This window comes from Gemmiger formicilis, from assembly GCF_024462815.1.
GTDB lineage: Bacteria > Bacillota > Clostridia > Oscillospirales > Ruminococcaceae > Gemmiger.
Genome location: NZ_JANGCG010000008.1, coordinates 100,905 through 125,365, shown reverse-complemented (window position 1 = coordinate 125,365; position 24,461 = coordinate 100,905). Strand labels below are relative to the sequence as shown.

The following is a 24,461-nucleotide window of genomic DNA, read 5'->3' as shown; positions in this document are numbered from 1 at the left end:
CTGTATAATATAGAGTAAGAATTTGTGTACAAGCGGTACACATTGGAAAGGGGCGTGCAACGATTGGCAGATAATTATGTCATCGAAATGCTGCACATCACCAAGGAATTTCCCGGCATCAAAGCAAATGACGATATCACCCTGCAGTTGCGCAAGGGTGAGATCCATGCCCTGCTGGGCGAAAACGGCGCCGGTAAATCCACCTTGATGAGTGTGCTGTTCGGTCTGTATCAGCCGGAGAAGGGCACTATCAGAAAGAACGGAAAAGAAGTCAAAATCAACAACCCCAACGATGCCAACGCACTGGGCATCGGCATGGTGCACCAGCATTTCAAGCTGGTGGAGTGCTTCACCGTTCTGGATAATATCATCCTCGGCGTGGAGGATACCAAGCATGGCTTCCTGCAGAAGGAAGCGGCCCGCAAAAAGGTCATGGCCCTGAGCGAGAAATACGGCCTGAAGGTTGACCCCGATGCGCTGGTCAGCGATATCTCTGTCGGTATGCAGCAGCGCGTTGAAATCCTGAAGATGCTGTACCGCGACAATGAAATCCTGATTTTTGACGAGCCTACGGCGGTTCTGACCCCGCAAGAGATTGATGAGCTGATGGAGATTATGCGCGGCTTCAAGGCCGAGGGCAAGAGCATCCTTTTCATCACCCACAAGCTGAACGAAATTATGGCTGTCTCTGACCGCTGCACGGTCCTGCGCAAGGGCAAGTACATCGGCACGGTGGATATCAAGGATACCACCAAGGAAGAGCTGTCCAAGATGATGGTCGGCCGCAACGTGCAGTTTGCGGTGGAGAAGAAGCCCTGTGAGCCCGGCAAGCCGATTCTGGAGGTCGAAAACCTCGTTGTGCCCAGCAAGGTACACAAGAATAACGCTGTCCGCGGTGTCAGCTTCAATGTCCGTGCGGGCGAAATCGTCTGCATTGCCGGTATTGACGGCAACGGCCAGAGTGAGCTGATTTACGGCATCACGGGTCTGGAAAAGCCGACCGGCGGTACGATTAAGATTGAGGGCAAGGACATTACGAACGCCACCATCCGTGAGCGCTCCAAAGCCGGTATGAGCCACATCCCGGAGGACCGCCACAAGCACGGTCTGGTGCTGGATTACACGCTGGCGGACAATATGGTGCTGCAGCGCTACTGGCAGCCGGAGTTCCAGAACCACGGCTTCATCAAGCAGGACGCTGTGATGGACTATGCCGAGCGCCTGATTGCGCAGTACGATGTCCGCAGCGGTCAGGGCCCTGCGACCATCGCCCGCAGTATGTCCGGCGGCAACCAGCAGAAGGCCATCATCGCCCGCGAGGTCGATAAGGAGCCGGAACTGCTGGTGGCTGTGCAGCCCACCCGCGGTCTGGACGTCGGCGCTATCGAGTATATCCACAAGCAGATTGTGGCCGAGCGCGACAAGGGCCGTGCAGTGCTGCTGGTCAGCCTGGAGCTGGACGAGGTTATGAACCTGTCCGACCGTATTCTGGTTATTTACGAAGGTGAGCTTGTGGGCGAGTTTGACCCGCGCAAGACCACCGTGGAGGAGCTGGGCCTGTACATGGCAGGTGCCAGAAAGCAAGGGGAGGCGAAAGCATGAGCAAACAGAATAAACAGCCGCTTTTGCAGCGTCCCGCCGTTGTAGGCGTTCTGGCAAGCCTTTTGTTCATCGTCATCGGTCTGGTGCTGGGCTTTGTGTTGCTGGTTCTTCTGAACCCCGGCGAATCCGTGAACGGTATGCGCGCTATGCTGACCACCGGCTTTTCCAGTATGGACAAGCTGGGCAAGGTGCTGTATCAGTCCGCGCCCCTGATGATGTGCGGACTGTCTGTGGGCTTTGCCTTCAAGACGGGCCTGTTCAACATCGGTGCGTCCGGCCAGTACACAATGGGCGCGTTTTTCTCGCTGCTGTGCGCCATTCAGTTCCAGCTGCCGTGGTTCGTCTGCCTGCTGGCTGGCGCGGTGGGCGGTGCCATCTGGGGCATTTTCCCGGGTCTGTTCAAGGCATACTTCAACGTCAATGAGGTTATTACCGCCATTATGTTCAACTGGATTGGTATGTACCTCGTCAACCTGCTGCTGGCCAATATGCCCATGATGCTGGCTTCCGGCTGGGGCGCGTCCAACTCGGACCGTACCGCTGCGCTGAGCGCCGCCAACCCCGGCGCCATCCTGCCCAAGGGCCCGCTGGCCGGGCTGTTCGGCAATTCCAGCTGGATTAACATTTCCATCATCATCACCATTCTGTTCGCCATCCTCGTCTGGGTCATCCTGCAAAAGACCACCTTCGGCTATGAGCTGAAGGCCTGCGGTCTCAGCCGTGACGCCGCCCAGTACGCGGGTATCAATTCCAAGCGCAACATCGTGCTTTCCATGGTTATCTCCGGCGCGCTGTCCGGCATCGGCGGCGGCATCTACTATCTGGCCGGTACCGGCCAGTACGTGCTGGAAAAATCCATCCTGAGCATGGGCTTCAACGGTATCCCGGTCGCCCTGCTGGCCAGCTCCAACCCCATCGGCACGATTTTCTCCGCGCTGTTCATCAGCTACATTCAGGTCGGCGGTGCCGCCATGCAGCCCGCCTTCTCGTCGGAGACCATCGACATCGTCATTGCCGTTATCATCTATCTGGCAGCCTTTGCACTGCTGATGCGCGGCGTGATTGCCAAGCTGGTCTCGGGCCGTAAGGAAAAGGGAGGTGCTGCGAAATGATGATTGCTGCCAACATTATCAGTATGACAATCCTGTTCGCCGTGCCGCTGCTGCTTGTCGCAATGGGTGGTATGTTCAGCGAACATTCCGGCGTTATCAACATTGCGCTGGAAGGCATGATGATTATCGGCGCACTGTTCGCCTGCTTCACGCTGCAGGCCTTTGACAAGAACGGCTTTGGCCCGGCGCATCCGCAGCTGGCGATGTTTATCGCTATCCTTGTTGCGGGCGGCACCGGTATGATTTTCTCCCTGCTGCTGGGCTTTGCGGCCATCAACCTGAAGGCTGACCAGACCATCGGCGGCACGGCGCTGAACCAGTTTGCGCCCGCCTTCGCCGTGGTTATGACCTGGGCCATTCAGGGCCAGGGCCTGACCACCATCTTTATCCCCAACTGGGTGCGCATCACCCGCGAAACCTTCGGCCTTGCCCCGGTGGACGGCCCCAGCTTCTGGAACAACCTGGTTTTCAAGTATTTCTACCTGACCACCCCTGTGGCCATCGTACTGTTCATTGTTGCCTACATTGTGATGTACAAGACCCGCTTTGGCCTGCGCCTGCGCGCCTGCGGCGAGCATCCCCAGGCGGCGGATTCCGTGGGCATCAATGTCTACAAAATGCGGTACGCCGGTGTGCTGATTTCCGGCTTCCTCGGCGGTGTCGGCGGTCTGGCCTACACGGTGGCGGTAGGCTCCGGCTTCAACTCTGACGTCGGCGGCTACGGCTTCCTTGCGCTGGCCGTTATGATTTTCGGCAACTGGAAGCCGCTTCCGATTCTGGCAGCCTCGCTCTTCTTTGCGCTGTTCAAGGTTATCGCGGCACTGAACTCCACGCTGACCTTCCTGCCGAAGTTTGAGGGTGTCAAGGAAATCTCTAACTTCTACCAGATGCTGCCGTATATCGTCACGATGATTGTGCTGATTTTCACCTCTAAGAACTCTCAGGCCCCGAAGGCCGAGGGCATCCCTTACGATAAGGGCAGCCGCTAAAACCAACCATACCAAGGGCCGCCCGGTGCACGCTGCCGGGCGGTCTTTACTTTTCAGAAGGAGAAAAACTATGCGAATGTACGATGTTATCGCAAAAAAACGTGATGGCGGGACACTCAACCATGAGGAACTGGCCTTCGCTGTCAACGGCTATGTGGCCGGGGATGTGCCGGATTACCAGATGTCGGCGCTGCTTATGGCCATCTATCTGCGCGGTATGACGGACGAGGAGACCGCCATGCTCACCGATGTAATGGCGCACTCCGGCGATATGGTGGATTTGTCCGCCATTGCGGGCGTCAAGGCGGACAAGCACTCCACCGGCGGCGTCGGCGACAAGACCACACTGGTCATTGCGCCGATTGTAGCGGCCTGCGGTGTGAAGATTGCCAAGATGAGCGGCCGCGGTCTGGGGCATACGGGCGGCACCATCGACAAGATGGAGGCCGTGCCCGGCACCCGCACCAGCCTTACGCAGGAGGAGTTTTTCAAACAGGTCAACGAGATTGGTATTTCGGTCATTGGCCAGAGCGGAAAGATCGCGGTGGCAGACAAAAAGATGTACGCCCTGCGCGATGTGACCGCCACGGTGGGCTGCATCCCGCTGATTGCTTCCTCCATTATGTCCAAAAAGCTGGCCGCCGGGTCGGACGCCATCCTGCTGGATGTCACGATGGGTGACGGCGCGTTTATGAAGGATCTGGACGGCGCGCTGGAGCTGGCCCGCCAGATGGTAGCCATTGGCACCGCGCACGGCCGCAAGGTGGCTGCGCTGATTACCGATATGGACAAGCCGCTGGGCCATAACATCGGCAACTCTCTGGAGGTGGCCGAGAGTATGGCCGTGCTGCAGGGCAATGGCCCGGCGGACCTGACCGAGGTCTGCCTGCAGCTGGCCAGCAATATGCTGGTGCTGGCGGGCAAGGGCGATATACCCACCTGCCGCAAGCTGGCCGAGGGCGTCATTGCGGACGGCTCCGCTTTTGAAAAGTGCTGCCAGATGTTTGCCGCGCAGGGCGGCGACACCAGCGTGCTGCGGGACGCCGACAAGTTCCAGAAGGCCAAATACAGCTATGAGCTGACCGCCCCGACGGACGGCTATATCTACAAGAATGATGTGGAAAAAATCGGAAACGCCAGCGTGCTGCTGGGTGCAGGCCGCATCAAGAAGGAGGACAGCATCGACTTTGCCGCAGGCATCACGATGCACAAAAAGCTGGGCGATTACGTCAAGGCTGGGGAGAGCATCTGCACCTTCTACGCCGACGACGAACGCCTGTTTGCCGCCGCCGAGGAGATGTACCGCGGTGGACTGGTAATCCGCAGCGAGAAGCCGAGCATCCCGCCGCTGATTTACGCAAGAGTCACCGCCGACGGCGTGGAGAAATTCTGATAGAACCACATACCAATAAAAACACGTGCCCTCCGAGTGCTAGGAGGGCACGTGTTTTTGTTGTGGAAGTAAATATCAAAAAATGGCGGCAGGGGCGGGGCTCTGCTCCGCCCGCGGGCCGATGCGAGCATCGGCCTCTACAACCTACCCGGGAAACTGCCCCTCTTCTGGCCATGCGGGGCCACCTTCTCCCGGTGGGAGAAGGCTTTGGGGGTTATTTCTTCTTCTGCTTCAGCCAGAATACCTTGAATTTGCTGTAGCCGTTGGGCTTATCCTCTGCAAATTCCTCGGTCAGCAGATAGCGCTTGCGGGCACCGTCAAACTGCAGGGCGCGGCCGTCCTCCTGCACATCTGTCAGATAGCGGGGAATAGCGGTCTGCTGGCTTTCAAACTCCGGCTCGCGGTCCCACAGGATTTTTCCGTCGGCATCAAAGCCGTGCGCCCACACGCTGAAAACAAGGCAGGCGGCCTCGCCGTAGCAGTAGCGCTCAAAACGGATGCGGCCATCCAGATAAAACAGCATACAATCGCGGAAATGCGTTTCCAGCTCCTTCTCGTAGCGGCGTCCGCACCCGGCACCGGCAAAATCGGCAGCGTTGGCAGTCATTGGCGTTGACCCTCCTGTTGTTTTGTTGCTACCATTATACCGTTTTGCGCCGCGGTTGGCAACAAAAATCACGCTTTTACATCGCGCTTTTCCAGCAAGAGGCGTGCGGTAAGGCCAATCACCAGAAGCCACACGCCGCAGGCCAGAAAGAACAGCGGCAGCCTGCCGGCCAGCATATCCTCGCTGCGGTTTGAGTTCATGCCCTGCTGCATCAGACAGTAGGGCCAGAGCAGGGCATACCCCTTGGCGGCAAGCAACATACCGGCAATGCCGCCCACCAGCCCCAAAAAGACCGGCACGGCAAAGCTGCGCACCAGCATCGCCAGCAAAAGCTGCAGCGCGGCAACGGCCAGACCGCCGACCAGCCCGCGCAGCATAAATACAAGCGTTTCCGCCGGGGGCCAGCCGGGAAAGCCTGCAAATAGCCGCCCACAAACCAGATACAGCAGATAGACAAACACCTGTGTAAAGCACATCAGCTTTACAACAACAAACAGCTTGGCCAGAAACAGTGTAAATGGCGGCACCGGCGCGGCCATAATCAGGTTCCAGTTGTGGCCCATATGCTCTAACCGCCACAGGTAGGCCGCATATGCGGACACCAGCGCAGGGAAAAATAGCAGCGAATAAAACAGCGTGTGCTGCGTCCACAGGCTGTACCAGCCGTCCGTAAGAATTTCAAGATTTTGCAGATAATTGAAGGTGCCGTAGCCCGCAGAAATCAGCGGCAGGATCAGAAACAGCAGCCAGATGGGCGAGGTGTGCAGCTTGCGGTTCTCCGCACGGATACAACGTTTCAGCATAGGTCAGACCTCCTTATTGCGGATAAGCTGCCACGCGGCGGCAAACAGCAGCGCGGCCAGCAGCATGGTAAAGCCCAGCAGACCCCAGTTGTAGCGGGTCATCCCGTAGAGGACGGTGTGCTCGGCCTCGTTCCAGACGGCAACCTCATAGCAGCCTAGCGGGACGTAATACCCCCACGGCACAAAGTAACTGACAAGCCGCGGCATAAACGCGGAAAACAGCCCCAGCAGCGTGCCGACAATCGCCACGCAGAGCGCGGGCATCGGATTGCTGAAAACCAGCATCAGCAATAGCTCCGAGAAAAAGAGCATCAGGTTTACGCCATACGTGCAGACGCCCAGATAGGCAAGCTGCGCGGCGGGGAAGGCCTCAGTATAGTGCTGGATGTACCCCAGCAGGGCGGTGGCCGCCAGCTCCAGCAGAACCATCAACAGAATCTCCCCGGCGCCAAACACCGCCTTGGCGGCAAACAGGCTGCGGCGGGTCTGCAGGGTGTAAAGCAGCTTTACTGTACACCCTTTGACCTCGACATCCCACAGGCGGCTTGCCAGCACTGCCATGGCAAGGGGCATCAGGACGGTGTTCAGAACCGGGAGGCTGTACAGCAGGGCGCTGTATGCGTTGGCAAGTTCGTCTGCGCCGCGCGGCATGGCGCTTGCGGACCAGATGGCCGCCGCCAGCGGCACGGCCAGGCAAATCCATAGATCGTGGCGGCGGTGCGCCTTCTGGAATTCGGTGTGCAGGGCTTTATTCATGGTGTGCTGCCTCCGTGCCGGTCAGGCTCAGGAAAATCTCCTCCAGCGATTTTGTGTGGGGCGTTACCTCCACCACACCCGCACCGCTGTCGGCCAGCTTTTGCACAAGGTCTGCCAGCAGGGCATCCTGCAGCGGGGGCAATGTCACGGTGCAGCTGTCACCGGCGGGCAGACCGTTGGCACGCAGCACCGGCGCGGCCTTGGCTGGGTTCAGCAGCCGCACCGCAACATCACCGCGGCTGTGGCGCTGCAGCTGGCTCAGGGGGCCTTCAAACAGCATATGGCCGTGGTCGATGATGCCCACCTGTTCCACCATCTGCTCCATCTCGCCCAGAAGGTGGCTGGAAATCAGCACCGTTGCGCCGGTTGCGGCGGGCATGGACTGGATGAGGGTACGCATCTCCTGTATCCCTGCCGGGTCAAGGCCGTTTGTCGGCTCATCCAGAATCAGCAGCTTCGGGCTGCCCAGCAGGGCCATCGCTATACCCAGCCGCTGCTTCATACCCAGCGAATACTGCCCGACCCGGCGGTTTTTGTCCTGTGTCAGGTGCACAATGTCCAGCACGCGGGCAATGTCCTTGTACGGTATGTCCTTCAAATCGGCCACAATTTCCAGATTCTCCTGCGCCGTCAGGTGCAGATACCCGGCGGGGGACTCAATCATACTACCGGTCTGGCGCAGCAGGGCCAGGCGGTTTTTCTCGTTCAGCGTCTGGCCCAGCAGCGTAACCTGCCCCGCCGTGGGGTGGATAAGCCCCAGCAGCATCTTCATGGTGGTGGATTTGCCCGCACCGTTCGGCCCGATGAACCCATACACGCACCCCTGCGGTACATGCAACTCCACATGGTCAACCGCCATGCGGCTGCCGTACTGCTTGCACAGCGCTTTTGTCTCAATAACTGTCTGCATTGTCAGCACTCCTTTTCATTTTGGTGGCTTTATCCTACACCGCCCGGCTTAACAAAGCTGTAAGCCCAGCTTAATTTCAGCTTAAACTTTGCCGTCTGCCATAGTGGAGGCGAAAAAATCGTTGTATACTGTAGAAGAAAAAACCAGAAAGGCGGCTGCCAATGACTACCATTTATGACGCGGAAATCCTGCTTGTGGACGACAACCCGGATTTGCTGACTTTGATTACTGACAATCTGCATACAGCGGGCTACAAAACCGTGCGTACGGCGGAAAGCTGCGCGGCGGCGCGGGCTGCTTTTGCGGCGCACCGGCCCGCGCTTATGATACTTGACATCAATCTGCCGGACGGGGACGGCTTCAGCCTGTTCCGCGCCCTGCATGAGGGAAACGAGGTTCCGGCCCTGTTTCTGTCGGCGCGGGACGCGGATGCCGACCGGCTGTTCGGACTCGGGCTGGGTGCAGACGATTACCTGACAAAGCCCTTCCTGATGCAGGAGCTGCTGCTGCGGATGCAGCACATTTTGCAAAGGACCTACCGCGCCGTGCTCGGACGTGCCCGCACGCTGCCGCTGGGGGACTGCACCGTGGATTTGCAGGACGCGGCTGTTCAACGCGCTGACGGCACCACCCTGCCGCTGACCGCCACCGAGCGCGCCTTGCTGCAAAAGCTGGCCGACAACCGCGGCCACATTGTGACCTACGATGCCCTTTGTGAGGCGGTCTGGGGTGCTGACTATTACGGCTATGAAAACAGCCTGAATGTACACATCCGCCATCTGCGGGAGAAAATCGAGGCCGAGCCGGGCCGCCCGCGCTGGCTGACAACGGTGCGGGGCATCGGCTACCGGCTGACAGGGGAGGGCGGAAAATGAAAACCTTTGCGCGGCTGATACGCCGCTACGTGCTGGCCACGGCGGCGGTAGTGCTGGTGGCGGCAGCGCTGTGCCTGGGCGCGGTTGCCTACATAGGGCTACACTACGGCAATGTGGAGCAGGACCGCACCGGCATTGAAACGCTGGCCGGTGCGCTGGCGCAGACGGCGGGTGGCCTGCAGCTGGACCCCGCCCGCACGCCCGAGGAATGGCTGCAGGGGTATGCATGGGCGATGGTGCTGGACGATAACGGCGAAGTCCTCTGGCAGTATGATCTGCCTGCTGAGCTGAATAAGTGCTACACAGCGTCAGAAATTGCTTCTTTCTCGCGCTGGTATCTCGAGGACTGGCCGGTGCTTTGCTGGACGGAAGAATACGGCCTGCTGGTGGCAGCTGCGCCAAAGGGAACATTGTGGAAATATAATATCTGCAGCAGTCAGGCCATGATGGCGGATCTGGCCGCCGGTATCCTGCCTGCTCTGGCGGTGCTGCTGGCGGCGGTGCTCGGGTGTTGCTTGCTGTTCGGCTGGCGCGGTGCGCGGCAGCTGCAGGCGATTGCGGCGGGGCTGGAGGCCGTTGCAGCGGGCCGCACGGTCTGCCTGCCAACAGACGGCTTTGCGGGGGAACTGGCCGATGCGGTCAACCGCACCAGTGAGCAGCTGCGCCGCCGCAATGAGATTATCGCCCGGCGGGACGATGCCCGCACCGCGTGGGTTGCGGGCGTCAGCCACGATGTGCGCACGCCGCTGGCCATGATTCTGGGCTGGGCCGAGCAGCTTGAGCACGACACGGCACTGCCGGACACTGCACGGCGGCGGGCAGCGGGCATCCGCGCCCAGAGCGAAAAACTGCGGACGCTGATTGAGGATCTGAACCTGACCAGCAAGCTGCAATACGGCGCACAGCCGCTGCGGTGCCGCCCGGTACAGGCCGGGCCGCTTCTGCGCAGCATTGCGGCGGAGTTCTGCGACAGTCCGCTGGCGGACCACTGCACCGTGACGCCGGAGCTGACGCCGGACGCTGACAAGGCTGAGATAAATGTGGATGCCGCCCTGCTGACGCGGGCGCTGGAAAATCTGCTGAACAACGCCGCCCGCCACAATCCCGGCCCGGTACAGGTTGCCATCACGGCGACACGGCGGGGCAGGATGCTGGAGATCGCGGTGGCCGATGACGGCGCAGGCTATCCGCCCGCGGTGCTGAACGCCCTGCAAACCGGGGCCAACACGCCACACATTCTGGGGCTGTATGTGGTGGAGCAGATCGCCCGGGCGCACGGCGGTACGGCCCAATTTGTCCAAAATGACCCGCACGGCGCAAGGGCAACGGTCACAGTGCCGCTGTGCGGGCAGTAAAAGACCATATTTTTCATTTCATACAAAAAAATCATCCAGATTTTAGTGGATTTTCTTGGCATAACCCTGTATAATATTTTTATACATAATATAAAGGGGGCAGTGTGCCCGATGTCAAAAACAAACCTTCCCACCGTGACCGCCATTGTGGTGGCTGCGGGCGCGTCCCGCCGCATGGGATTCGATAAGCTCAGCTACCGTTTGCCGGATGGCCGCACCGTGCTGGAGACAAGCTGTGCGGCACTGGCCGCCCACCCGGCTGTCAGCCAGCTGGTGCTGGTCTGCGGCGGCAACCGCGCCGCGTGTGAGGCGATTGCCGCGGCCTGCCCGAAGCCCTGCACCGTTGTGCAGGGCGGGGCCACCCGCGCCGACAGCGTCCGCAACGGCTTGAACGCCGCAATGGGGGAGCTGGTTGCCATCCATGACGCCGCCCGCCCCTTCGTCAGCGAGGCCGTTATCACTGCCGCCCTGACCGCCGCGGCTGAAACTGGTGCTGCGGCACCGGCTGTGCCGGTCAAGGATACCATCAAGGTGGCGGACAAGTCCGGTCGCGTGGTGGAAACCCCCGACCGCGCCGCGCTCTACGCCGTGCAGACGCCGCAGTGCTTCCGTCGCGCCCTGTATGCGCAGGCGCTGGCCGCCGTGACCGGGGAGAAGGCCAGCCTTGTCACCGATGATTGCAGTTTGTTTGAGCTGGCGGGCCTGCCGGTCACCCTGACCGCGGGCGATTACGCCAACTACAAAATCACCACCAAAGAGGATTTACAAAAGGAGAAAACCATGCGCATTGGCCACGGATATGACGTTCACCGCTTAGTGGAGGACCGCAAGCTCATTATGGGTGGTGTGGAGATCCCTTATGAGAAGGGCCTGCTGGGCCACTCGGACGCGGATGTGCTGCTGCACGCCGTTATGGATGCCGTGCTGGGTGCGGCGGCGCTGGGGGACATCGGCCAGCATTTCCCGGATAATGACCCCGCCTACAAGGGCGCGGATTCCCTGGTCCTGACCCGCGAAGTGGCCAAGATTATCGCGGCGCACGGCTACACGGTGGGCAACATTGACGCTACAATCCTCTGCCAGCGCCCGAAGCTGGCCCCCCACATCCCGGCCATGCGGCAGAACATTGCCGATGCCTTCGGCCTGCCGGTGGATGCCGTCAGCGTCAAAGCCACCACCGAGGAGCACCTCGGCTTCACCGGCGAGGGACTGGGCATTGCCGCCCACGCCGTGGCGCTGCTTGCGTAAACCGTACAAATACCTACTGAATTCTGACCCGGAAAGGGGGACGCGGAAGCCATGCTGCCTAATCAGACGCTCAATGCAATTCTAAGCAGTCTGCGTACATTTGATCCGCTGTCCGATACACTGGACATTCTTATCATTTCCTTTGTGTTCTACCAGCTGCTGCAATTTGCGCGCAAATCCCGGGCAGGCCAGCTGGTCAAGGGTATTCTGCTGATTCTGGTTTTCTACGGTCTGGCCGTTATGCTGGACCTGAAAACCGTCACATGGGTGCTGAACAGCGTGATAACCATCGGCTTTATGGCGGCGGTTGTCATTTTCCAGCCGGAGCTGCGCCGTGCGCTGGAGCGCATGGGCCAGAGCACGATGTGGGCCAACCTGATGATGGGTACACGCCGCAATGACCCGACCCTGCGCGCCGCATGGCAGAGCGCCGTGGTGGCAATCTGCGATGCAGCCGAGCAGCTGTCCGACACCCGCACCGGCGCTTTGATGGTGCTGGAGCGCAACAATAACCTTGATGAGATTATCCGCACCGGCACGCCGATGCACGCCGATGTCATCCGCGAGATGCTGGGCACGATTTTCTACGAGGGCACCCCCCTGCATGACGGCGCGGTGGTCATCCGCGACGGCGTCATTGTGGCGGCGGGCTGCGTGCTGCCGCTGTCCAACAACCTGGAAATGGGCAAGGATATGGGCACCCGCCACCGTGCGGGTCTGGGTATGAGCGAAAACTCGGATGCCATCGTTGTTATTGTCAGTGAGGAGACCGGCATTATCTCTATGGCGAAAAACGGCGTTCTTATCCGCCGACTGGATCGTCAGAACCTGTTCAACCTTCTGCAGGAGGAAATTGTTCCCCCCGCCGAGGACGAGAACGCCAATGTCTCGCCGCTGCAAAAGCTGCTGCGCAAGGGAGGCGCAATGAACTATGCCAAACCCGAATAACTCCGCGCCCGGCGCAAAGGGCGCAGCGCCCAAGGCCCGGCACACCGTCTGGGACAACCCGGTTTTCACCATGGTGCTGGCCCTCGTTATGGGCTTTGCCACATGGGTCATTGTGACGGTCTTTGTGGACCCGCAGGGCGGTGTGCGCACCGTGACCAACGTGCCCATCAACTACACCAACGGCGCGTCCACCTACACGGCGCAGGGCCTTGATATTGTTGAAAAGCCGGACATCGAGGGCGTCACCGTCAAGGTGGAGGGCAACAGCACCATCATCGGCAATATCCAGAACTCCGATATTATGGTCTACCCCAGCTATGCGGGCGTCAGCGGTGCGGGCAAGGTCAGCCTGCGCCTGCAGGCCCGCGTGACCAACACCACCGATTTCCCCGGCAACATCGAGTGCACCGTCGAAAATCCAGAGACGATTGACGTGGTCTTTGACGAGGTCAGCGAAAAGACTGTCCCGGTCACGGTGGATGCCTCCGCTGTGTCGATTTCCTCCGGCTATATGCTGAACAAGACCGCCGCTGTGCCCGCAGAGATTACCCTGCGCGGCCCCACCAGTGAGTTGGATCAGGTGTCCAGCATTGTGGCCCCGGTGCAGACCGACGGCGAATTGGCCGATACCACCACCGTGCCCGCCACGCTGGAGCTGCGCGATGCCGAGGGCAACGTCTTTACGCCGCAGTACACCTCTATGGAGAGCGACTCCGCCAACGTCACACTGACGGTCTATCAGGTGCGGGAGTTGCCGCTGAAGGTGGACTTCATCGGCACGCCCAACGGCTTTGACGTGGATAGCCTGCACTACTCCCTGAGCCAGCAGACGCTGCAGGTGGCAGGCCCGGCCCGCACCATCAGTACGCTGGAAGCCCTGACCGTAACCGACTTTGACCTTGCGCGTGAGTTTGAGCCGGGGCGCGATTATCAGCGCCTGATTGAGCTGCCCGCGGGCATTGTCTCGCTGGACGGCGTGACCAATGTCACGCTCGACTTCGACACCGAGGATATGGCTACCACCAAACTGAATGTCTCCAACATCCGCGCCATCAACGTACCCAGCAACTATGAGCTGCAGATTCTGTCCAGTCTGGTCAGCAATGTCACACTGTACGGCCCGGCAGAGGAAATTAAGGAGCTGAGCGCCGACAGCATTGTGGCGCAGATTGACTGCCAAAGCCTGAACCTGACGGTGGGCCAGCAGACGATTGCCGTCAGCATCCAGATACCCTCGTCCAGCCGCATCTTCGCCACCGGCAGCTATACGGTTCAGTGCGAGGTCACATCCAAGTAAAATCTAAGGGAATGTAGTATGCTTTTAGTCCGCAATATCCGCCTGCCGCTGACCTGCCCCGACCCTGATGCCGAGGCAGCAGCAAAGGCACTGGCCATTCTGCGCGTGCCCGCCCGCAAGGCGGCGCACTGCGGTGTGGCGAAGCTCAGTGTGGATGCCCGGCACGGTACGCCGGTGCTGGTCTACACCATCGCAGTCACACTCCATGACGAGGGTGAGGAATCGGCACTGGCCGGGGCCTCGCCCTGCGTCTGTTTCACCAGGAAGCTGGAGTTTGACTTCCCGGTGGGGCGCACGCCGCTGGCACACCGCCCGGTGGTGGTCGGCCTTGGCCCGGCGGGGCTGTTTGCTGCGCTGCTGCTGGCCCGCAAGGGCTTCCGCCCGCTGGTGCTGGAGCGCGGCCCCGCGCTGGATGACCGTATCCGCGCAGTGGAGCATTTTGAAAAGACCGGCGAACTGAACCCGGAAGCCAACATTCAGTTTGGCGAGGGCGGCGCGGGAACCTTCTCGGACGGCAAACTGACCACCCGTGTGGGGGACCCCCTCTGCGCGTTCGTGACAGGGGCCTTCCTTGACCATGGCGCGCCCGCGGATATTGCATGGCGGCAGAAGCCCCATGTGGGAACCGATTTGCTGCGGGGCGTTATCCGCAGCATCCGCGGTGAGATTGAGACGCTGGGCGGCGAGGTACGATTCAACACCGCCCTGACCGGGCTGGAAACCCGCGGCGGCGCGCTTATCGGCGTCAACACCACCGCGGGCCCTATACCCTGTGAGCAGCTGATTCTGGCGGTCGGCCACAGTGCGCGGGATACCTTCGGGATGCTGCACACGCTGGGCCTGCCGCTGGAATGTAAGCCGTTCTCGGTCGGCTTCCGGGCTGAGCATCTGCAGACCGAGATTGACAAGAGCCTTTACCACGCCGCCGCAGGCCACCCGGCACTGCCGCGGGGCGAATATCAGCTCAGCCAGCACGTGGACGGCGGGCGGTGTGTTTACACCTTCTGTATGTGCCCGGGCGGCACGGTCTGCGCCGCCGCCAGTGAAGAAGGCGGCGTGGTCACCAACGGTATGAGCCTGCACGCCCGCAACGGCAAAAACGCCAATGCGGCGGTGGTTGTCAGCGTGGATGGCCGCGACTTTGACAATGACCCGGCCCGGGCGGTGGCCTTCCAGCGGCAGCTGGAGCAGGCGGCCTACCGCGCAGGCGGCGGGGGATACCTTGCCCCGGCCGAGACGGTCGGCAGCTTTCTGGCAGGGCGCGGCGCACTGGAGCTGGGCACCGTACAGCCCAGCTACCCGCGCGGGGTGACGCCCTGTGACTTGGGCAGCCTGCTGCCCGCGGAGCTGGGCGGTGCACTGCGGCAGGGCTTGACGGCCTTTGGCCGCAAGCTGGCTGCCTACCGCGCCCCGGATGCCGTGCTTACCGGTCTGGAAACCCGCACCAGCAGCCCGGTGCGCCTACTGCGTGATAAGGAAAGCCTGCAGTGCACCGGACTTTCCGGCTTGTACCCCTGCGGTGAGGGGGCGGGCTATGCGGGCGGCATTATGACCGCCGCCGTGGACGGTGTGCGTTGCGCCGCCGAGCTGATGAAAGCCTGGGCGCCCGCCGAATAATCTGCAAAACGATTGGAACTACAATGTCTGACAATAAGAATCCAAAGCACAAGCATGATTACCAATACAGCTATAACTATCAATACAAATATAACTACAACCTTGGCGATATGATTGACAACGCGGTCGAGGCGGGCAGCAAATTCGGCTCCTCGGTGCTGGGCAGTATTGCCGAGGCGCTGGAGCAGGCCGGGGATGCCCTGGGCGCAAAGCAGCCCGATACCTTCCAGTCCTGGAAGCGCCGCCTGGAACGCAAATGGAAAAACGAGGGACAGTCGGCAGGCGTGGTGCTGACAGCGGTGGGCTGGACGTTCACCGGCTGCTTTGGCATTACGGCGCTGGTGATGGGCATTTTGACAGCTGTCGGGGCCGAGACGCTGGGTATGCCGCCCAATGATTTCATTGCACTGCCGATTCTGACCGCCGTGTTCACCCCGGCGACGCTGGGCTTTCTGGCTATGGCGATTGTGGGCATGAGAAAGCTCAGCTATTTCTCCCGCCTGCGTAAGCTGTTACGCGCAGCTAATGGCTGGGTCTGCGATTTGCCCGGTCTTGCCCGCAGGGCACAAATCAAGCAGGAGCAGGCCTATGAAACCGCCGCTAAGGCTGTGGCCAACGGCGATTTGCCCAATGCCGCCATCAGTGACGATTTCAGCACGCTGTATCTGGACGATTCGCTCATGCCGACTGCCGCAAAGCCTGCCGAAAAGCCACAGGCACCGGACGCCGCGCCCCTGGCCGAGGAACAGCAGCTCCGCCGCGAGGGCGTGGACTTCCTGAATTACCTGAAGGTCTGCCGCGGCAAGCTGGGTCCACAGGCGGATGAGGAGCTGGCCCGGATGCAAAAGACCTGTGCCTCCATCATGGGCTTTGTGCACAACCACCCGGAGCAGCAGAACCGCGTGCGGCGCTTCCGTGAATACTACCTGCCCACCACCCGCAAGTTGCTGGACACGGCGCAGGGGCTGGGCGATACGGACGCGGCCAGCGCTGCCGCTATCCGCCGCGATATTACCGGCATCCTGCACACGCTGAACGAAGCCTATGAGACGCTGTACAACACCCTTCTGCAGGATGTCAGCATGGACGTTTCCACCGAGATTGACACGCTGGAAGCGATGCTGCGGCAGGATGGCCTGACCCATAATTTTGAATCGGATTTTAACACAAGGAGCTAAACTGTATGAATTATCCTGCGTGGCAACTGAAAAAGGGCGACCCCGCTGCGGAAACCGCACTGGCTGGGGCCGGGTGCGGCGTACTGCTGCGCCGGGTTCTGGCCGCACGCGGCTGCACCGACCCCGCCGCCGCACAGGAGCTGCTGGGCCAGGGCGAGCCGCTGAGTGACCCGTTCCTGCTCAAGGATATGGACAAGGCCGTGGCCCGCATTGAGCAGGCCATCGAGAACGAGGAACTGACCGTCATCTACGGTGATTATGACGTGGACGGCATTTCGGCCACCGCCATTTTGTACGAATGTCTCACCAGTCAGGGCGCGCACGTGCGCTGCAAGCTGCCTACCCGCGGCTCCGGCTACGGTCTGACCCGGTCGGCGCTGGAATCGTTGGCAAGCAAGGGCTTCAAGCTCGTGATTACCGTGGACAACGGCATCTCGGCCGTGGAGGAGGCCCGCTGCGCCAAGGAACTGGGCCTTGACCTTATTATTACCGACCACCATCTGCCGGGCGACACTCTGCCGGAGGCCATCGCCGTTGTGGACCCCAAGCGTGCGGACGATGAAAGCCCTTTCAAGGATTTGTGCGGCGCGGGGGTTGCCTTCAAGCTCTGCGCGGCGCTGGAGGGCTGTGACCCCGCCGAGCTGCTGGAAATGTACGGCGAACTGGCGGCGCTGGGCACGGTTGCGGACGTGATGCCGCTGGTGGGGGAGAACCGCACCATTGTGCGGGAGGGATTGGCCCTGCTACAGGACACCATGCGCCCCGGTCTGCACGCTCTTTTGGAGAGCGCAGGCTGCAGCGGCAAGCCGGTGACCGCCGATACCGTCAGCTACAGTCTGGCCCCGCGCTTGAACGCGGCGGGCCGGATGGACAACGCCGCCGTGGCCTTGAAGCTGCTGCTTTGCGGGGACGAGGACCAGGCTACCGGCATTGCCGAGCGTCTGGCCGAAATCAACACCGAGCGCCAGCAGACGGAACAGCAGGTGTTTGCTGCGGCGCTGCAGACGCTGGAGGCAGACCCCGCCCGCATCCGTGACCGGGTGCTGGTTGTCTGCGGCGAGGACTGGCACCCCGGCGTCATCGGCATTGTGGCTGCGCGGCTGATGGAGCGCTTCAGCCGCCCTGCCATCGTTATCTCGATGCACGAGGGCGAAGGACGCGGCAGCGGCCGTGCCCCGGATTCGTTTGATTTACACAGCGCGCTGGCCGGCTGCGCACAGTACCTGACGCGGTTCGGCGGGCACGCCGCCGCCGCGGGTGTGGAGATTGAGGAAGAAAACCTGGCCGCGTTCCGACAGGCCATCAACGCATGGGCGGCAGAGCACGCCGCCCGGCCGGAAGCCGTCAGCCTGCAGCTGGATGCCGCCGTCACACTGGCCGAGCTGAATCTGGACAACGTGCAGGAGCTGGCCCGGCTGGCACCCTTCGGACGTGAAAACCCGATGCCGGTGCTGCTGGTACGCCACGCCTTTGTGGACGGTCTGTGGCCGATGGGCGCAGAGGGACGCCACACCCGCGTGCGGCTGCGGCAGGGCAATGACACGGTGTTTGCATCGGTTTTTGGCGTGGCACCGCAGGCGTTTGCCTATCCGGTCGGCAGCGAGGTCGAGGCCGCGCTGGAGGTATCCATCTTCAACGGCCGCAGCGGGCCGATGGTCTCCGCCCATCTGCACGCCATCCGCCCGGCTGAGCTGGGCAACACGCCCAGTGAACAGGCTGCGTGGTTTGAGGCGTTCCGCACCGGCGCGGCCCTGCCCGCCGACCGCGCCGCCGCATTGCTGCCGGAGCGCGCCGACACGGTGGCGCTCTACCGCCGCATCCGCACAGGGCAGGTGGCCTCGGCGGATTTGCAGCCGGTCTTTGCCGCAGGCGGTGCGCAGAACACCGGCAAGATACTTGCCAGCCTGACGGCGCTGCAGGAGCTTGGTCTGGTGGAGGACCGCGACGGCCACTGGCTGCCGGTTGCCGTGACGGATAAGCGGGACCTGGCCAGCGCCCCGGTGCTGCAGCGGCTGGCGGAGCTGACCCGGCAGAGCTGAGCGCCGGGCGGTGGAAACCGCCCGTGAGGGATAGAATACGGAGGGGAAACGGACTATGGAAAACACGAACGTGCAGGAAGCAACGCAGGAAGTAAAAATGCCCATCACTTATGATGACCTGAAGCAGAGCCTCATCGACAGCGGCCGTCCCTATGATTTTGATATGATAGACCGCGCCTACGCGCTGGCGGAAAAGGCCCACGGCACACAGCGCCGCCGCAGCGGCGAGCCGTACATCTGCCATCCGCTTTCCGTAGCGCAGATTCTGGTGGAGCTGGGCATGGACAGCGAGAGCATCGCCGCCGCTCTTATGCACGATGTGGCCGAGGATACGCCGGTCACGGTGGCGGAAATCAAGCAGAAATTCGGTCCCGAGGTTGCCCTGCTGGTGGACGGCGTCACCAAGCTGACCCAGATTAAATTTTCCAACGTGGAGGATCGTCAGGCCGAGAACCTGCGCAAAATGCTGCTGGCCATGAGCCAGGATGTCCGCGTTATGATTATCAAATTGTGCGACCGGCTGCACAATATGCGCACCGGGGACGCATGGCCCGAGCAGAAGCGCCGCGACAAGGCGTTGGAAACGATGGAGGTCTACGCGCCCATCGCGCACCGTCTGGGTATCTCCAACATCAAGGAGGAGCTGGAGGACCGCAGCCTGCACTATCTGGACCCGGTTGGCTATGAGACCATTCGCGACCTGCTCAATAAGCATGGGGACGAGTTCCTGCATCAGGTCTGCCACACTATCGCCAAGCATCTGGCCGAGAACGGCATCCAGAAGGCCACCATCCGCCACCGCGTCAAGAGCATCTACGGTATCTACCGCAAGATGTATATACAGAATAAGGATTTTGAGGAAATCTACGACATCTACGCTGTGCGCATCATTCTGGACAATGTGGCCGAGTGCTACACGGCGCTGGGCCTGATTCACGATATGTACCATCCGCTGCCCAACCGCTTCAAGGACTACATCTCCACCCCCAAGCCCAACGGCTACCAGTCCCTGCACACCACGGTCATCGGGCGCGAGGCCATTCCGTTTGAGGTGCAGATTCGCACCTGGGATATGGACCGTATGGCGGAGTACGGCATTGCCGCGCACTGGAAGTACAAGGCCGGCATCACCGGCAGCAGTGATAAGCTGGACGAGCGTCTGGCGTGGGTGCGCCAGCTGCTGGAAAGCCAGCGCTCCAGCGCTGATGCCACTGACCTGCTCAGCGACATCAAGAGCGATTTGCTGCCGGAGGAGGTCTTTGCTTTCACGCCCCGCGGCGATGTGATTAATCTGCCCGCCGGGGCCACGGCCATCGACTTTGCCTATGCCATCCATTCGGCGGTCGGCAACCGTATGATTGGTGCCAAGGTCAACAACCGCATTGTGCCCATCGACCATAAGGTGCAGACCGGCGAGATTATCGAAATTATCACCGGCCCCGAGAACCGCGGCCCCAGCCGCGACTGGCTCAACATTGTCAAGACCAGCGAGGCCAAGAATAAAATCCGCAACTGGTTCAAAAAAGAACGCAGAGAAGAGAATATTCAGGAGGGCCGCGACGCGCTGGAGCGTGAGCTGCGCCGCAACCTCATGACCCTGACCGAGGAGCAGCATGACCTCTTTATGGAGGCGCTGGCCCGCCGCAACCGCTGCAACAGCGTGGAGGAAATGTACGCGGCCATCGGCTACGGCGGGTTGCAGATTTCCCGGATGCTGCCCAAGCTGAAGCAAGCTGAAGGAAGAGTACACCAAGCTGCAGGCCGTGGAGTCGAAGCCGGTCACGGTGCAGCTGAAGCGGATGCACTCGTCGGACGGCGTTGTGGTGGAGGGGATTGACAACTGCCCCATCAAGTTTGCCAAATGCTGCTCGCCGCTTCCCGGTGATGAGATTGTCGGCTTTGTCACCCGCGGCTTTGGCGTGTCCATCCACAAGCGGGACTGCGCCAACGCCCGCGAGAGTATGCGCCACCCCGAAAACGCCGACCGCTGGGTACGCGCCTACTGGGACGATGAAGCCCGCGAAAACTACAAGGCTACGCTGGATATTGTCTGTATGGACCGCCCGAACCTCGTCTCTGATGTGGCACTGGCGCTGGGCGATATGCGCGTGCCCATCTACTCGCTGACGGCCCGCGCCGCAGAGCAGGGCCGCGCCCGCATGAGTGTGACCGTGGGCATTACCAACACCGAGCATCTGAACAGCGTTGTGGCAAGATTGAAAAAAGTCAAAGACGTTGTCAGCGTGACCAGAAACTAAAAATAAGGAGCGATTCCCATGCGTGCCATCATCCAGCGCGTAACCCGCGCAAGCGTTACTGTCAATGGGGGTGAGCCCCGCGCCATCGGGCCCGGCCTTGTCATTCTGCTGGGCGTGCGGGACACGGACGATATTGCCATTGTGCCCAAGCTGGCCGAAAAATGCGCTCATCTGCGCATTTTTGAGGATGAAAACGGCAAGCTGAACCGCAGCGCGGTCGAGCTGGGCTATTCCGCGCTGGTTGTGTCCAACTTTACCCTGTATGGTGATACGGCCAAGGGCAAACGCCCCAGCTTTATCCACGCCGCCAAGGGCGAGTTGGCTGTGCCGTGCTATGACAAATTTCTTGAGGAAATGAGCCATCAGGGCCTTAAAGCGTTGCAGCACGGCGAGTTTGGCGCCGATATGCAGATTGACCTTGTCAATGACGGCCCTGTGACCATTGTGATTGACACCGACGAATGGAAAAAATAAGGAGGCAGCGATGAATTTACAGCATATCCACGGTGTACCGCCGCTGTATACCAACACGTTCCTTATCATTACAAATGAAAAGCACGGCATCCTCATTGATGCCGCCGCCGAGCCGGGCATCTATCTGAAGGCGCTGGAGGAAGCAGGGGCGGAGCTGACCCATATCCTGCTCACCCACGGCCACTATGACCATGTGGGCGCGGTGGCAGCGCTGAAAAAGGCGACCGGCTGCAAGGTGTATATGGACCCCGCCGATGCGCAGGGCAGCCAGCTTCTGCCGCTGACGCCTGATGTGCTGACCGACAGCTGGCCCGCTAACAACGAGCTGAAAATTGACGAGCTGACGTTTACCATTTACCATACGCCGGGCCACACCAAGGGCGGCGTCTGCCTGTCCTGCTATGGGCTGCTTTTCAGTGGCGACACGCTGTTTGCGGGCTCCTGCGGACGCACGGATTTCCCCGGCGGCAGTGCGCGGGAAATGCAGCAGAGCCTGTCCCTGCTGGCAGAGCTGCCGCTGCCCGATGCAACAAAAGTCCTGCCCGGGCACGAGGGCTTCTCCACACTGGGGCAGGAGCGCAGCACCAATCCTTATATGAATGGGGCATGGTATTAAATGCAGATTATTTTACGCGGCCCGGCAGCGGGCTATGAGGCCGAGCACACGGCGCGGCTGTTCTTTCCGGGGGCGGAGAAAGCAGAAATTCTGCCGCTGGAGGGGGATTTTGTGCTGGCGCAGAGCCACCTTTGCACCGACTCTATCCTCCTGCGCCTGAATGGAAAATTACAGTGGCGCACCAAGCTGCGCCCGGCGGGCACCGATGCAGAGTATGCGCTGTGCTGCCTGCTGTACGGCTTTCTGTGCCAGGCCACCGGCATCACACCGCCGTGGGGCATGATGACCGGCGTGCGCCCGGTGCGCATCATTCACGACATGAGAGCTGCCGGGGCAACGGAGGCGGAAATCCGGGAGCGCTTCCTTGGCCATTTTGCCTGCACGCCGGAAAAATTTGCGCTGGCGCTGGGCATTGCCGACTTGCAGAAGCCGGTGCTGGACGCCGCTGACCCGATGGACTGCAGCGTCTATGCGGGCATCCCGTTCTGCCCGACGCGGTGCAGCTATTGCAGCTTTGTGTCCCGCACGGTGGGGGACAAGGCGACCCGCGCACTGGTGCAGCCCTATGTGGATAAGCTCTGCGAGGAGCTGACCGCCATCCGCAAAACGGCCGACCGCTGTGGGCTGCGTATCCGCACCTTTTATATCGGCGGCGGCACGCCCACAAGCCTGAGCGCACCGCAGCTGGAGCAGCTGATGGCCCATATCGCAAAGACGTTTGATTTAGCGAAATTGGACGAGTACACGGTGGAGGCCGGCCGCCCGGACTGCACGGACGCGGAGAAGCTGCAAATTCTAAAAAGGTACGGCGCTACGCGCATTTCTATCAATCCGCAGACCTTCTCGGACACGGTGCTGCAAAACATCGGCCGCCGCCACACGGCGCAGGACATCATTGACTGCTTTGCCGCCGCCCGCGCCGCCGGGCATACCAACATCAATATGGACCTGATTGCGGGTCTGCCGGGGGACACGGTCGAGGGCTTTGAGGCCAGTCTGCGTCAGGCAATCGCCCTTGCCCCGGAGAATATCACGGTGCACACGCTGACGCTGAAGCGTGCATCCAACATTGTGGTGGAGCACCGCGCCGCCGACTACGCCGATGTGGCCGCCATGCTGGACAAGTGCGGCCTTCTGGCCGAGGCCGGGTACCGGCCGTATTATATGTACCGCCAGAAGGGCACACTGCAGAATCTGGAAAATATCGGCTGGGCCAAGCCCGGTTTTGAATGCCTGTATAATATCTATATTATGGAGGAGGTTCACACTATCCTGTCGGCCGGTGCGGGCGGCTCTACCAAGCTCGTCATTCCGGGGCAGCGCCGCGGCAAGATTGAGCGCGTCTTTAACTTCAAATATCCTACGGAATATATCGACCGCTTTGCGGAAATCCTGGACCGCAAAGCCGCCGTGGAGGATTTCTATGCACGTTACACATCGCAAACGCTTCGTCAGCCGTGACCTTGTCGCGCTGGCGGCCCGCCACCCGCAGGAGCTTGCGGCACTGAGCGAGGCGCACTATCATGACCAGATTGAGAGCATTGCCGATGAGGTTCTGGCTGCCGGGCACCGCATTGTCATGCTGACAGGCCCCTCGGCGGCGGGCAAGACCACCTCGGCGCACAAGATTGCCAGGGTGGTTGCCGCACGCGGCCACAACAGCCGGGTGCTGAGCCTTGATGATTTCTATATCGGCGAGGGAAAATACCCCAAAAACCCGGATGGCAGTGACGATTATGAGAGCCTGGAGGCGCTGAACCTTGCAGAGCTGCACAGCTGCCTGAAGGACCTGTACACCACCGGCGTGTGTGACGCCCCTGTGTTTGATTTTACCAAGCAGCGGCCCAGCGGCACCCAGCATATTGACGCCCGGGACGGTGTGGTAATTATCGAGGGCCTGCACGCCCTGAACCCGGCCTTGACCGAGGAACTGCCCGACGATGCCGCGCTCTGCCTGTATGCGGGCCTGCGGGAAGAGTACGCCGATGCCCACGATAGCCGCTGCCTGGCCACGCGGGATATCCGCCTTGCGCGGCGCATTGTGCGGGACTACCTGTTCCGCGGGCACGGCGCGGCGTTCACGCTGGGGCTATGGGGCCATGTCTGCGCGGGCGAAGACCGCTTCATCAAGCCCTACAAACCGCGTGCCAACCTGCTGCTGGACACCACCCACACCTATGAGGTCTGCCTGTGGCGCACGGTGCTGGATGCCATGCCCGCCGACCCGGCGCTGACCGCCACGCAGGCCCGCCAGCTGGAAGTGCTGCGCCGCAGGTTTGCGGAATTTCCGGCGCTGGGTACCGAGCTTGTGCCCGAAAACAGCCTTTTGCGGGAATTTATCGGCAAATAATGCCGGATATTGCCGTACAATTCACGGAAAATAT

At 61.0% G+C, this 24,461-nt stretch carries 22 protein-coding genes; 18 read left to right on the top strand and 4 right to left on the bottom strand.

Annotated features, from left to right (window positions below; all coding sequences use genetic code 11):
- Positions 1-87 precede the first annotated feature (87 nt).
- The 4 genes from NE623_RS08770 to NE623_RS08755 all read left to right on the top strand — a co-directional run bounded on the left by NE623_RS08770 (position 88) and on the right by NE623_RS08755 (position 5,096).
- Positions 88-1,602 (top strand): ABC transporter ATP-binding protein, encoded by a 1,515-nt coding sequence (locus tag NE623_RS08770; RefSeq protein WP_256272147.1) that lies wholly within the window; start codon positions 88-90, stop codon positions 1,600-1,602.
- A complete protein-coding gene (locus NE623_RS08765) occupies positions 1,599-2,714 on the top strand; it encodes an ABC transporter permease (protein ID WP_256276145.1) in 1,116 nt (371 codons plus the stop codon). Before NE623_RS08770 ends, NE623_RS08765 begins: the two co-directional genes overlap by 4 nt.
- Positions 2,711-3,703 carry an ABC transporter permease gene (locus NE623_RS08760; protein WP_256272021.1) on the top strand — a complete coding sequence of 331 codons (993 nt, stop codon included), beginning with the start codon at positions 2,711-2,713 and terminating at the stop codon, positions 3,701-3,703. Before NE623_RS08765 ends, NE623_RS08760 begins: the two co-directional genes overlap by 4 nt.
- A 70-nt stretch (positions 3,704-3,773) precedes the next feature.
- On the top strand, positions 3,774-5,096 hold the full coding sequence (locus tag NE623_RS08755; protein ID WP_256272022.1) for a pyrimidine-nucleoside phosphorylase: 1,323 nt from the start codon (positions 3,774-3,776) through the stop codon (positions 5,094-5,096).
- A gap of 214 nt (positions 5,097-5,310) precedes the next feature.
- Here NE623_RS08755 and NE623_RS08750 read toward each other — a convergent pair whose 3' ends face one another.
- From NE623_RS08750 to NE623_RS08735, 4 genes are all read right to left on the bottom strand, one after another.
- Positions 5,311-5,703: a hypothetical protein gene (locus NE623_RS08750; protein ID WP_256272023.1), complete on the bottom strand. Its 393-nt coding sequence runs from the start codon at positions 5,701-5,703 to the stop codon at positions 5,311-5,313.
- 68 nt (positions 5,704-5,771) lie between these two features.
- Complete coding sequence (locus tag NE623_RS08745; protein WP_256272024.1) at positions 5,772-6,506, bottom strand: ABC transporter permease; 735 nt, start codon at positions 6,504-6,506, stop codon at positions 5,772-5,774.
- A 3-nt stretch (positions 6,507-6,509) separates the two neighbouring features.
- Positions 6,510-7,262 carry an ABC transporter permease gene (locus tag NE623_RS08740; protein ID WP_256272025.1) on the bottom strand — a complete coding sequence of 251 codons (753 nt, stop codon included), beginning with the start codon at positions 7,260-7,262 and terminating at the stop codon, positions 6,510-6,512.
- Positions 7,255-8,172 carry an ABC transporter ATP-binding protein gene (locus NE623_RS08735; protein WP_256272026.1) on the bottom strand — a complete coding sequence of 306 codons (918 nt, stop codon included), beginning with the start codon at positions 8,170-8,172 and terminating at the stop codon, positions 7,255-7,257. Before NE623_RS08735 ends, NE623_RS08740 begins: the two co-directional genes overlap by 8 nt.
- A gap of 161 nt (positions 8,173-8,333) precedes the next feature.
- Here NE623_RS08735 and NE623_RS08730 point away from each other — a divergent pair, with 161 nt between their 5' ends.
- From NE623_RS08730 to NE623_RS08665, 14 genes are all read left to right on the top strand, one after another.
- Complete coding sequence (locus tag NE623_RS08730; protein ID WP_256272027.1) at positions 8,334-9,047, top strand: response regulator transcription factor; 714 nt, start codon at positions 8,334-8,336, stop codon at positions 9,045-9,047.
- Positions 9,044-10,402: a sensor histidine kinase gene (locus tag NE623_RS08725; protein WP_256272028.1), complete on the top strand. Its 1,359-nt coding sequence runs from the start codon at positions 9,044-9,046 to the stop codon at positions 10,400-10,402. The genes NE623_RS08730 and NE623_RS08725 overlap by 4 nt, the downstream gene beginning before the upstream one ends.
- A gap of 111 nt (positions 10,403-10,513) precedes the next feature.
- Positions 10,514-11,650, top strand: coding sequence for a 2-C-methyl-D-erythritol 2,4-cyclodiphosphate synthase (gene ispF / locus NE623_RS14765; RefSeq protein WP_305146120.1), 1,137 nt, complete (start codon positions 10,514-10,516; stop codon positions 11,648-11,650).
- 51 nt (positions 11,651-11,701) lie between these two features.
- The gene (cdaA, locus tag NE623_RS08710; RefSeq protein ID WP_256272029.1) at positions 11,702-12,598 is read left to right on the top strand and encodes a diadenylate cyclase CdaA; all 897 of its coding nucleotides are present in this window, start codon (positions 11,702-11,704) and stop codon (positions 12,596-12,598) included.
- Positions 12,582-13,895, top strand: a complete 1,314-nt coding sequence (locus NE623_RS08705; RefSeq protein WP_256272030.1) for a CdaR family protein — start codon at positions 12,582-12,584, stop codon at positions 13,893-13,895. Before cdaA ends, NE623_RS08705 begins: the two co-directional genes overlap by 17 nt.
- 18 nt (positions 13,896-13,913) lie before the next feature.
- Positions 13,914-15,512 carry an NAD(P)/FAD-dependent oxidoreductase gene (locus NE623_RS08700; RefSeq protein ID WP_256272031.1) on the top strand — a complete coding sequence of 533 codons (1,599 nt, stop codon included), beginning with the start codon at positions 13,914-13,916 and terminating at the stop codon, positions 15,510-15,512.
- Between the two features lie 23 nt (positions 15,513-15,535).
- Positions 15,536-16,690: a 5-bromo-4-chloroindolyl phosphate hydrolysis family protein gene (locus NE623_RS08695; RefSeq protein ID WP_256272032.1), complete on the top strand. Its 1,155-nt coding sequence runs from the start codon at positions 15,536-15,538 to the stop codon at positions 16,688-16,690.
- Between the two features lie 5 nt (positions 16,691-16,695).
- A complete protein-coding gene (gene recJ / locus NE623_RS08690) occupies positions 16,696-18,729 on the top strand; it encodes a single-stranded-DNA-specific exonuclease RecJ (protein ID WP_256272033.1) in 2,034 nt (677 codons plus the stop codon).
- A gap of 55 nt (positions 18,730-18,784) precedes the next feature.
- The gene (locus NE623_RS08685) at positions 18,785-20,566 is read left to right on the top strand and encodes a RelA/SpoT family protein (protein ID WP_370866723.1); all 1,782 of its coding nucleotides are present in this window, start codon (positions 18,785-18,787) and stop codon (positions 20,564-20,566) included.
- A complete protein-coding gene (locus tag NE623_RS14895; protein ID WP_370866722.1) occupies positions 20,493-20,987 on the top strand; it encodes an ACT domain-containing protein in 495 nt (164 codons plus the stop codon). The genes NE623_RS08685 and NE623_RS14895 overlap by 74 nt, the downstream gene beginning before the upstream one ends.
- Positions 20,988-21,005: 18 nt before the next feature.
- The gene (gene dtd, locus NE623_RS08680) at positions 21,006-21,461 is read left to right on the top strand and encodes a D-aminoacyl-tRNA deacylase (protein WP_256272035.1); all 456 of its coding nucleotides are present in this window, start codon (positions 21,006-21,008) and stop codon (positions 21,459-21,461) included.
- A 10-nt stretch (positions 21,462-21,471) separates the two neighbouring features.
- A complete protein-coding gene (locus tag NE623_RS08675) occupies positions 21,472-22,077 on the top strand; it encodes an MBL fold metallo-hydrolase (RefSeq protein WP_256272036.1) in 606 nt (201 codons plus the stop codon).
- Positions 22,078-23,538, top strand: coding sequence for a coproporphyrinogen dehydrogenase HemZ (hemZ, locus tag NE623_RS08670; protein WP_256272037.1), 1,461 nt, complete (start codon positions 22,078-22,080; stop codon positions 23,536-23,538).
- Entirely contained in the window at positions 23,501-24,427 is a 927-nt protein-coding gene (locus NE623_RS08665; protein WP_256272038.1) for a nucleoside kinase, read from the top strand. The genes hemZ and NE623_RS08665 overlap by 38 nt, the downstream gene beginning before the upstream one ends.
- The last annotated feature ends 34 nt before the right edge of the window (positions 24,428-24,461 follow it).

Coding starts and splice junctions, on each gene's coding strand:
- NE623_RS08770 (WP_256272147.1), top strand. CDS start 88: ATGCTGCACATCACCAAGGAATTTCCCGGCATCAAAGCAAATGACGAT.
- NE623_RS08765 (WP_256276145.1), top strand. CDS start 1,599: ATGAGCAAACAGAATAAACAGCCGCTTTTGCAGCGTCCCGCCGTTGTA.
- NE623_RS08760 (WP_256272021.1), top strand. CDS start 2,711: ATGATGATTGCTGCCAACATTATCAGTATGACAATCCTGTTCGCCGTG.
- NE623_RS08755 (WP_256272022.1), top strand. CDS start 3,774: ATGCGAATGTACGATGTTATCGCAAAAAAACGTGATGGCGGGACACTC.
- NE623_RS08750 (WP_256272023.1), bottom strand. CDS start 5,703: ATGACTGCCAACGCTGCCGATTTTGCCGGTGCCGGGTGCGGACGCCGC.
- NE623_RS08745 (WP_256272024.1), bottom strand. CDS start 6,506: ATGCTGAAACGTTGTATCCGTGCGGAGAACCGCAAGCTGCACACCTCG.
- NE623_RS08740 (WP_256272025.1), bottom strand. CDS start 7,262: ATGAATAAAGCCCTGCACACCGAATTCCAGAAGGCGCACCGCCGCCAC.
- NE623_RS08735 (WP_256272026.1), bottom strand. CDS start 8,172: ATGCAGACAGTTATTGAGACAAAAGCGCTGTGCAAGCAGTACGGCAGC.
- NE623_RS08730 (WP_256272027.1), top strand. CDS start 8,334: ATGACTACCATTTATGACGCGGAAATCCTGCTTGTGGACGACAACCCG.
- NE623_RS08725 (WP_256272028.1), top strand. CDS start 9,044: ATGAAAACCTTTGCGCGGCTGATACGCCGCTACGTGCTGGCCACGGCG.
- ispF (WP_305146120.1), top strand. CDS start 10,514: ATGTCAAAAACAAACCTTCCCACCGTGACCGCCATTGTGGTGGCTGCG.
- cdaA (WP_256272029.1), top strand. CDS start 11,702: ATGCTGCCTAATCAGACGCTCAATGCAATTCTAAGCAGTCTGCGTACA.
- NE623_RS08705 (WP_256272030.1), top strand. CDS start 12,582: ATGCCAAACCCGAATAACTCCGCGCCCGGCGCAAAGGGCGCAGCGCCC.
- NE623_RS08700 (WP_256272031.1), top strand. CDS start 13,914: ATGCTTTTAGTCCGCAATATCCGCCTGCCGCTGACCTGCCCCGACCCT.
- NE623_RS08695 (WP_256272032.1), top strand. CDS start 15,536: ATGTCTGACAATAAGAATCCAAAGCACAAGCATGATTACCAATACAGC.
- recJ (WP_256272033.1), top strand. CDS start 16,696: ATGAATTATCCTGCGTGGCAACTGAAAAAGGGCGACCCCGCTGCGGAA.
- NE623_RS08685 (WP_370866723.1), top strand. CDS start 18,785: ATGGAAAACACGAACGTGCAGGAAGCAACGCAGGAAGTAAAAATGCCC.
- dtd (WP_256272035.1), top strand. CDS start 21,006: ATGCGTGCCATCATCCAGCGCGTAACCCGCGCAAGCGTTACTGTCAAT.
- NE623_RS08675 (WP_256272036.1), top strand. CDS start 21,472: ATGAATTTACAGCATATCCACGGTGTACCGCCGCTGTATACCAACACG.
- hemZ (WP_256272037.1), top strand. CDS start 22,078: ATGCAGATTATTTTACGCGGCCCGGCAGCGGGCTATGAGGCCGAGCAC.
- NE623_RS08665 (WP_256272038.1), top strand. CDS start 23,501: ATGCACGTTACACATCGCAAACGCTTCGTCAGCCGTGACCTTGTCGCG.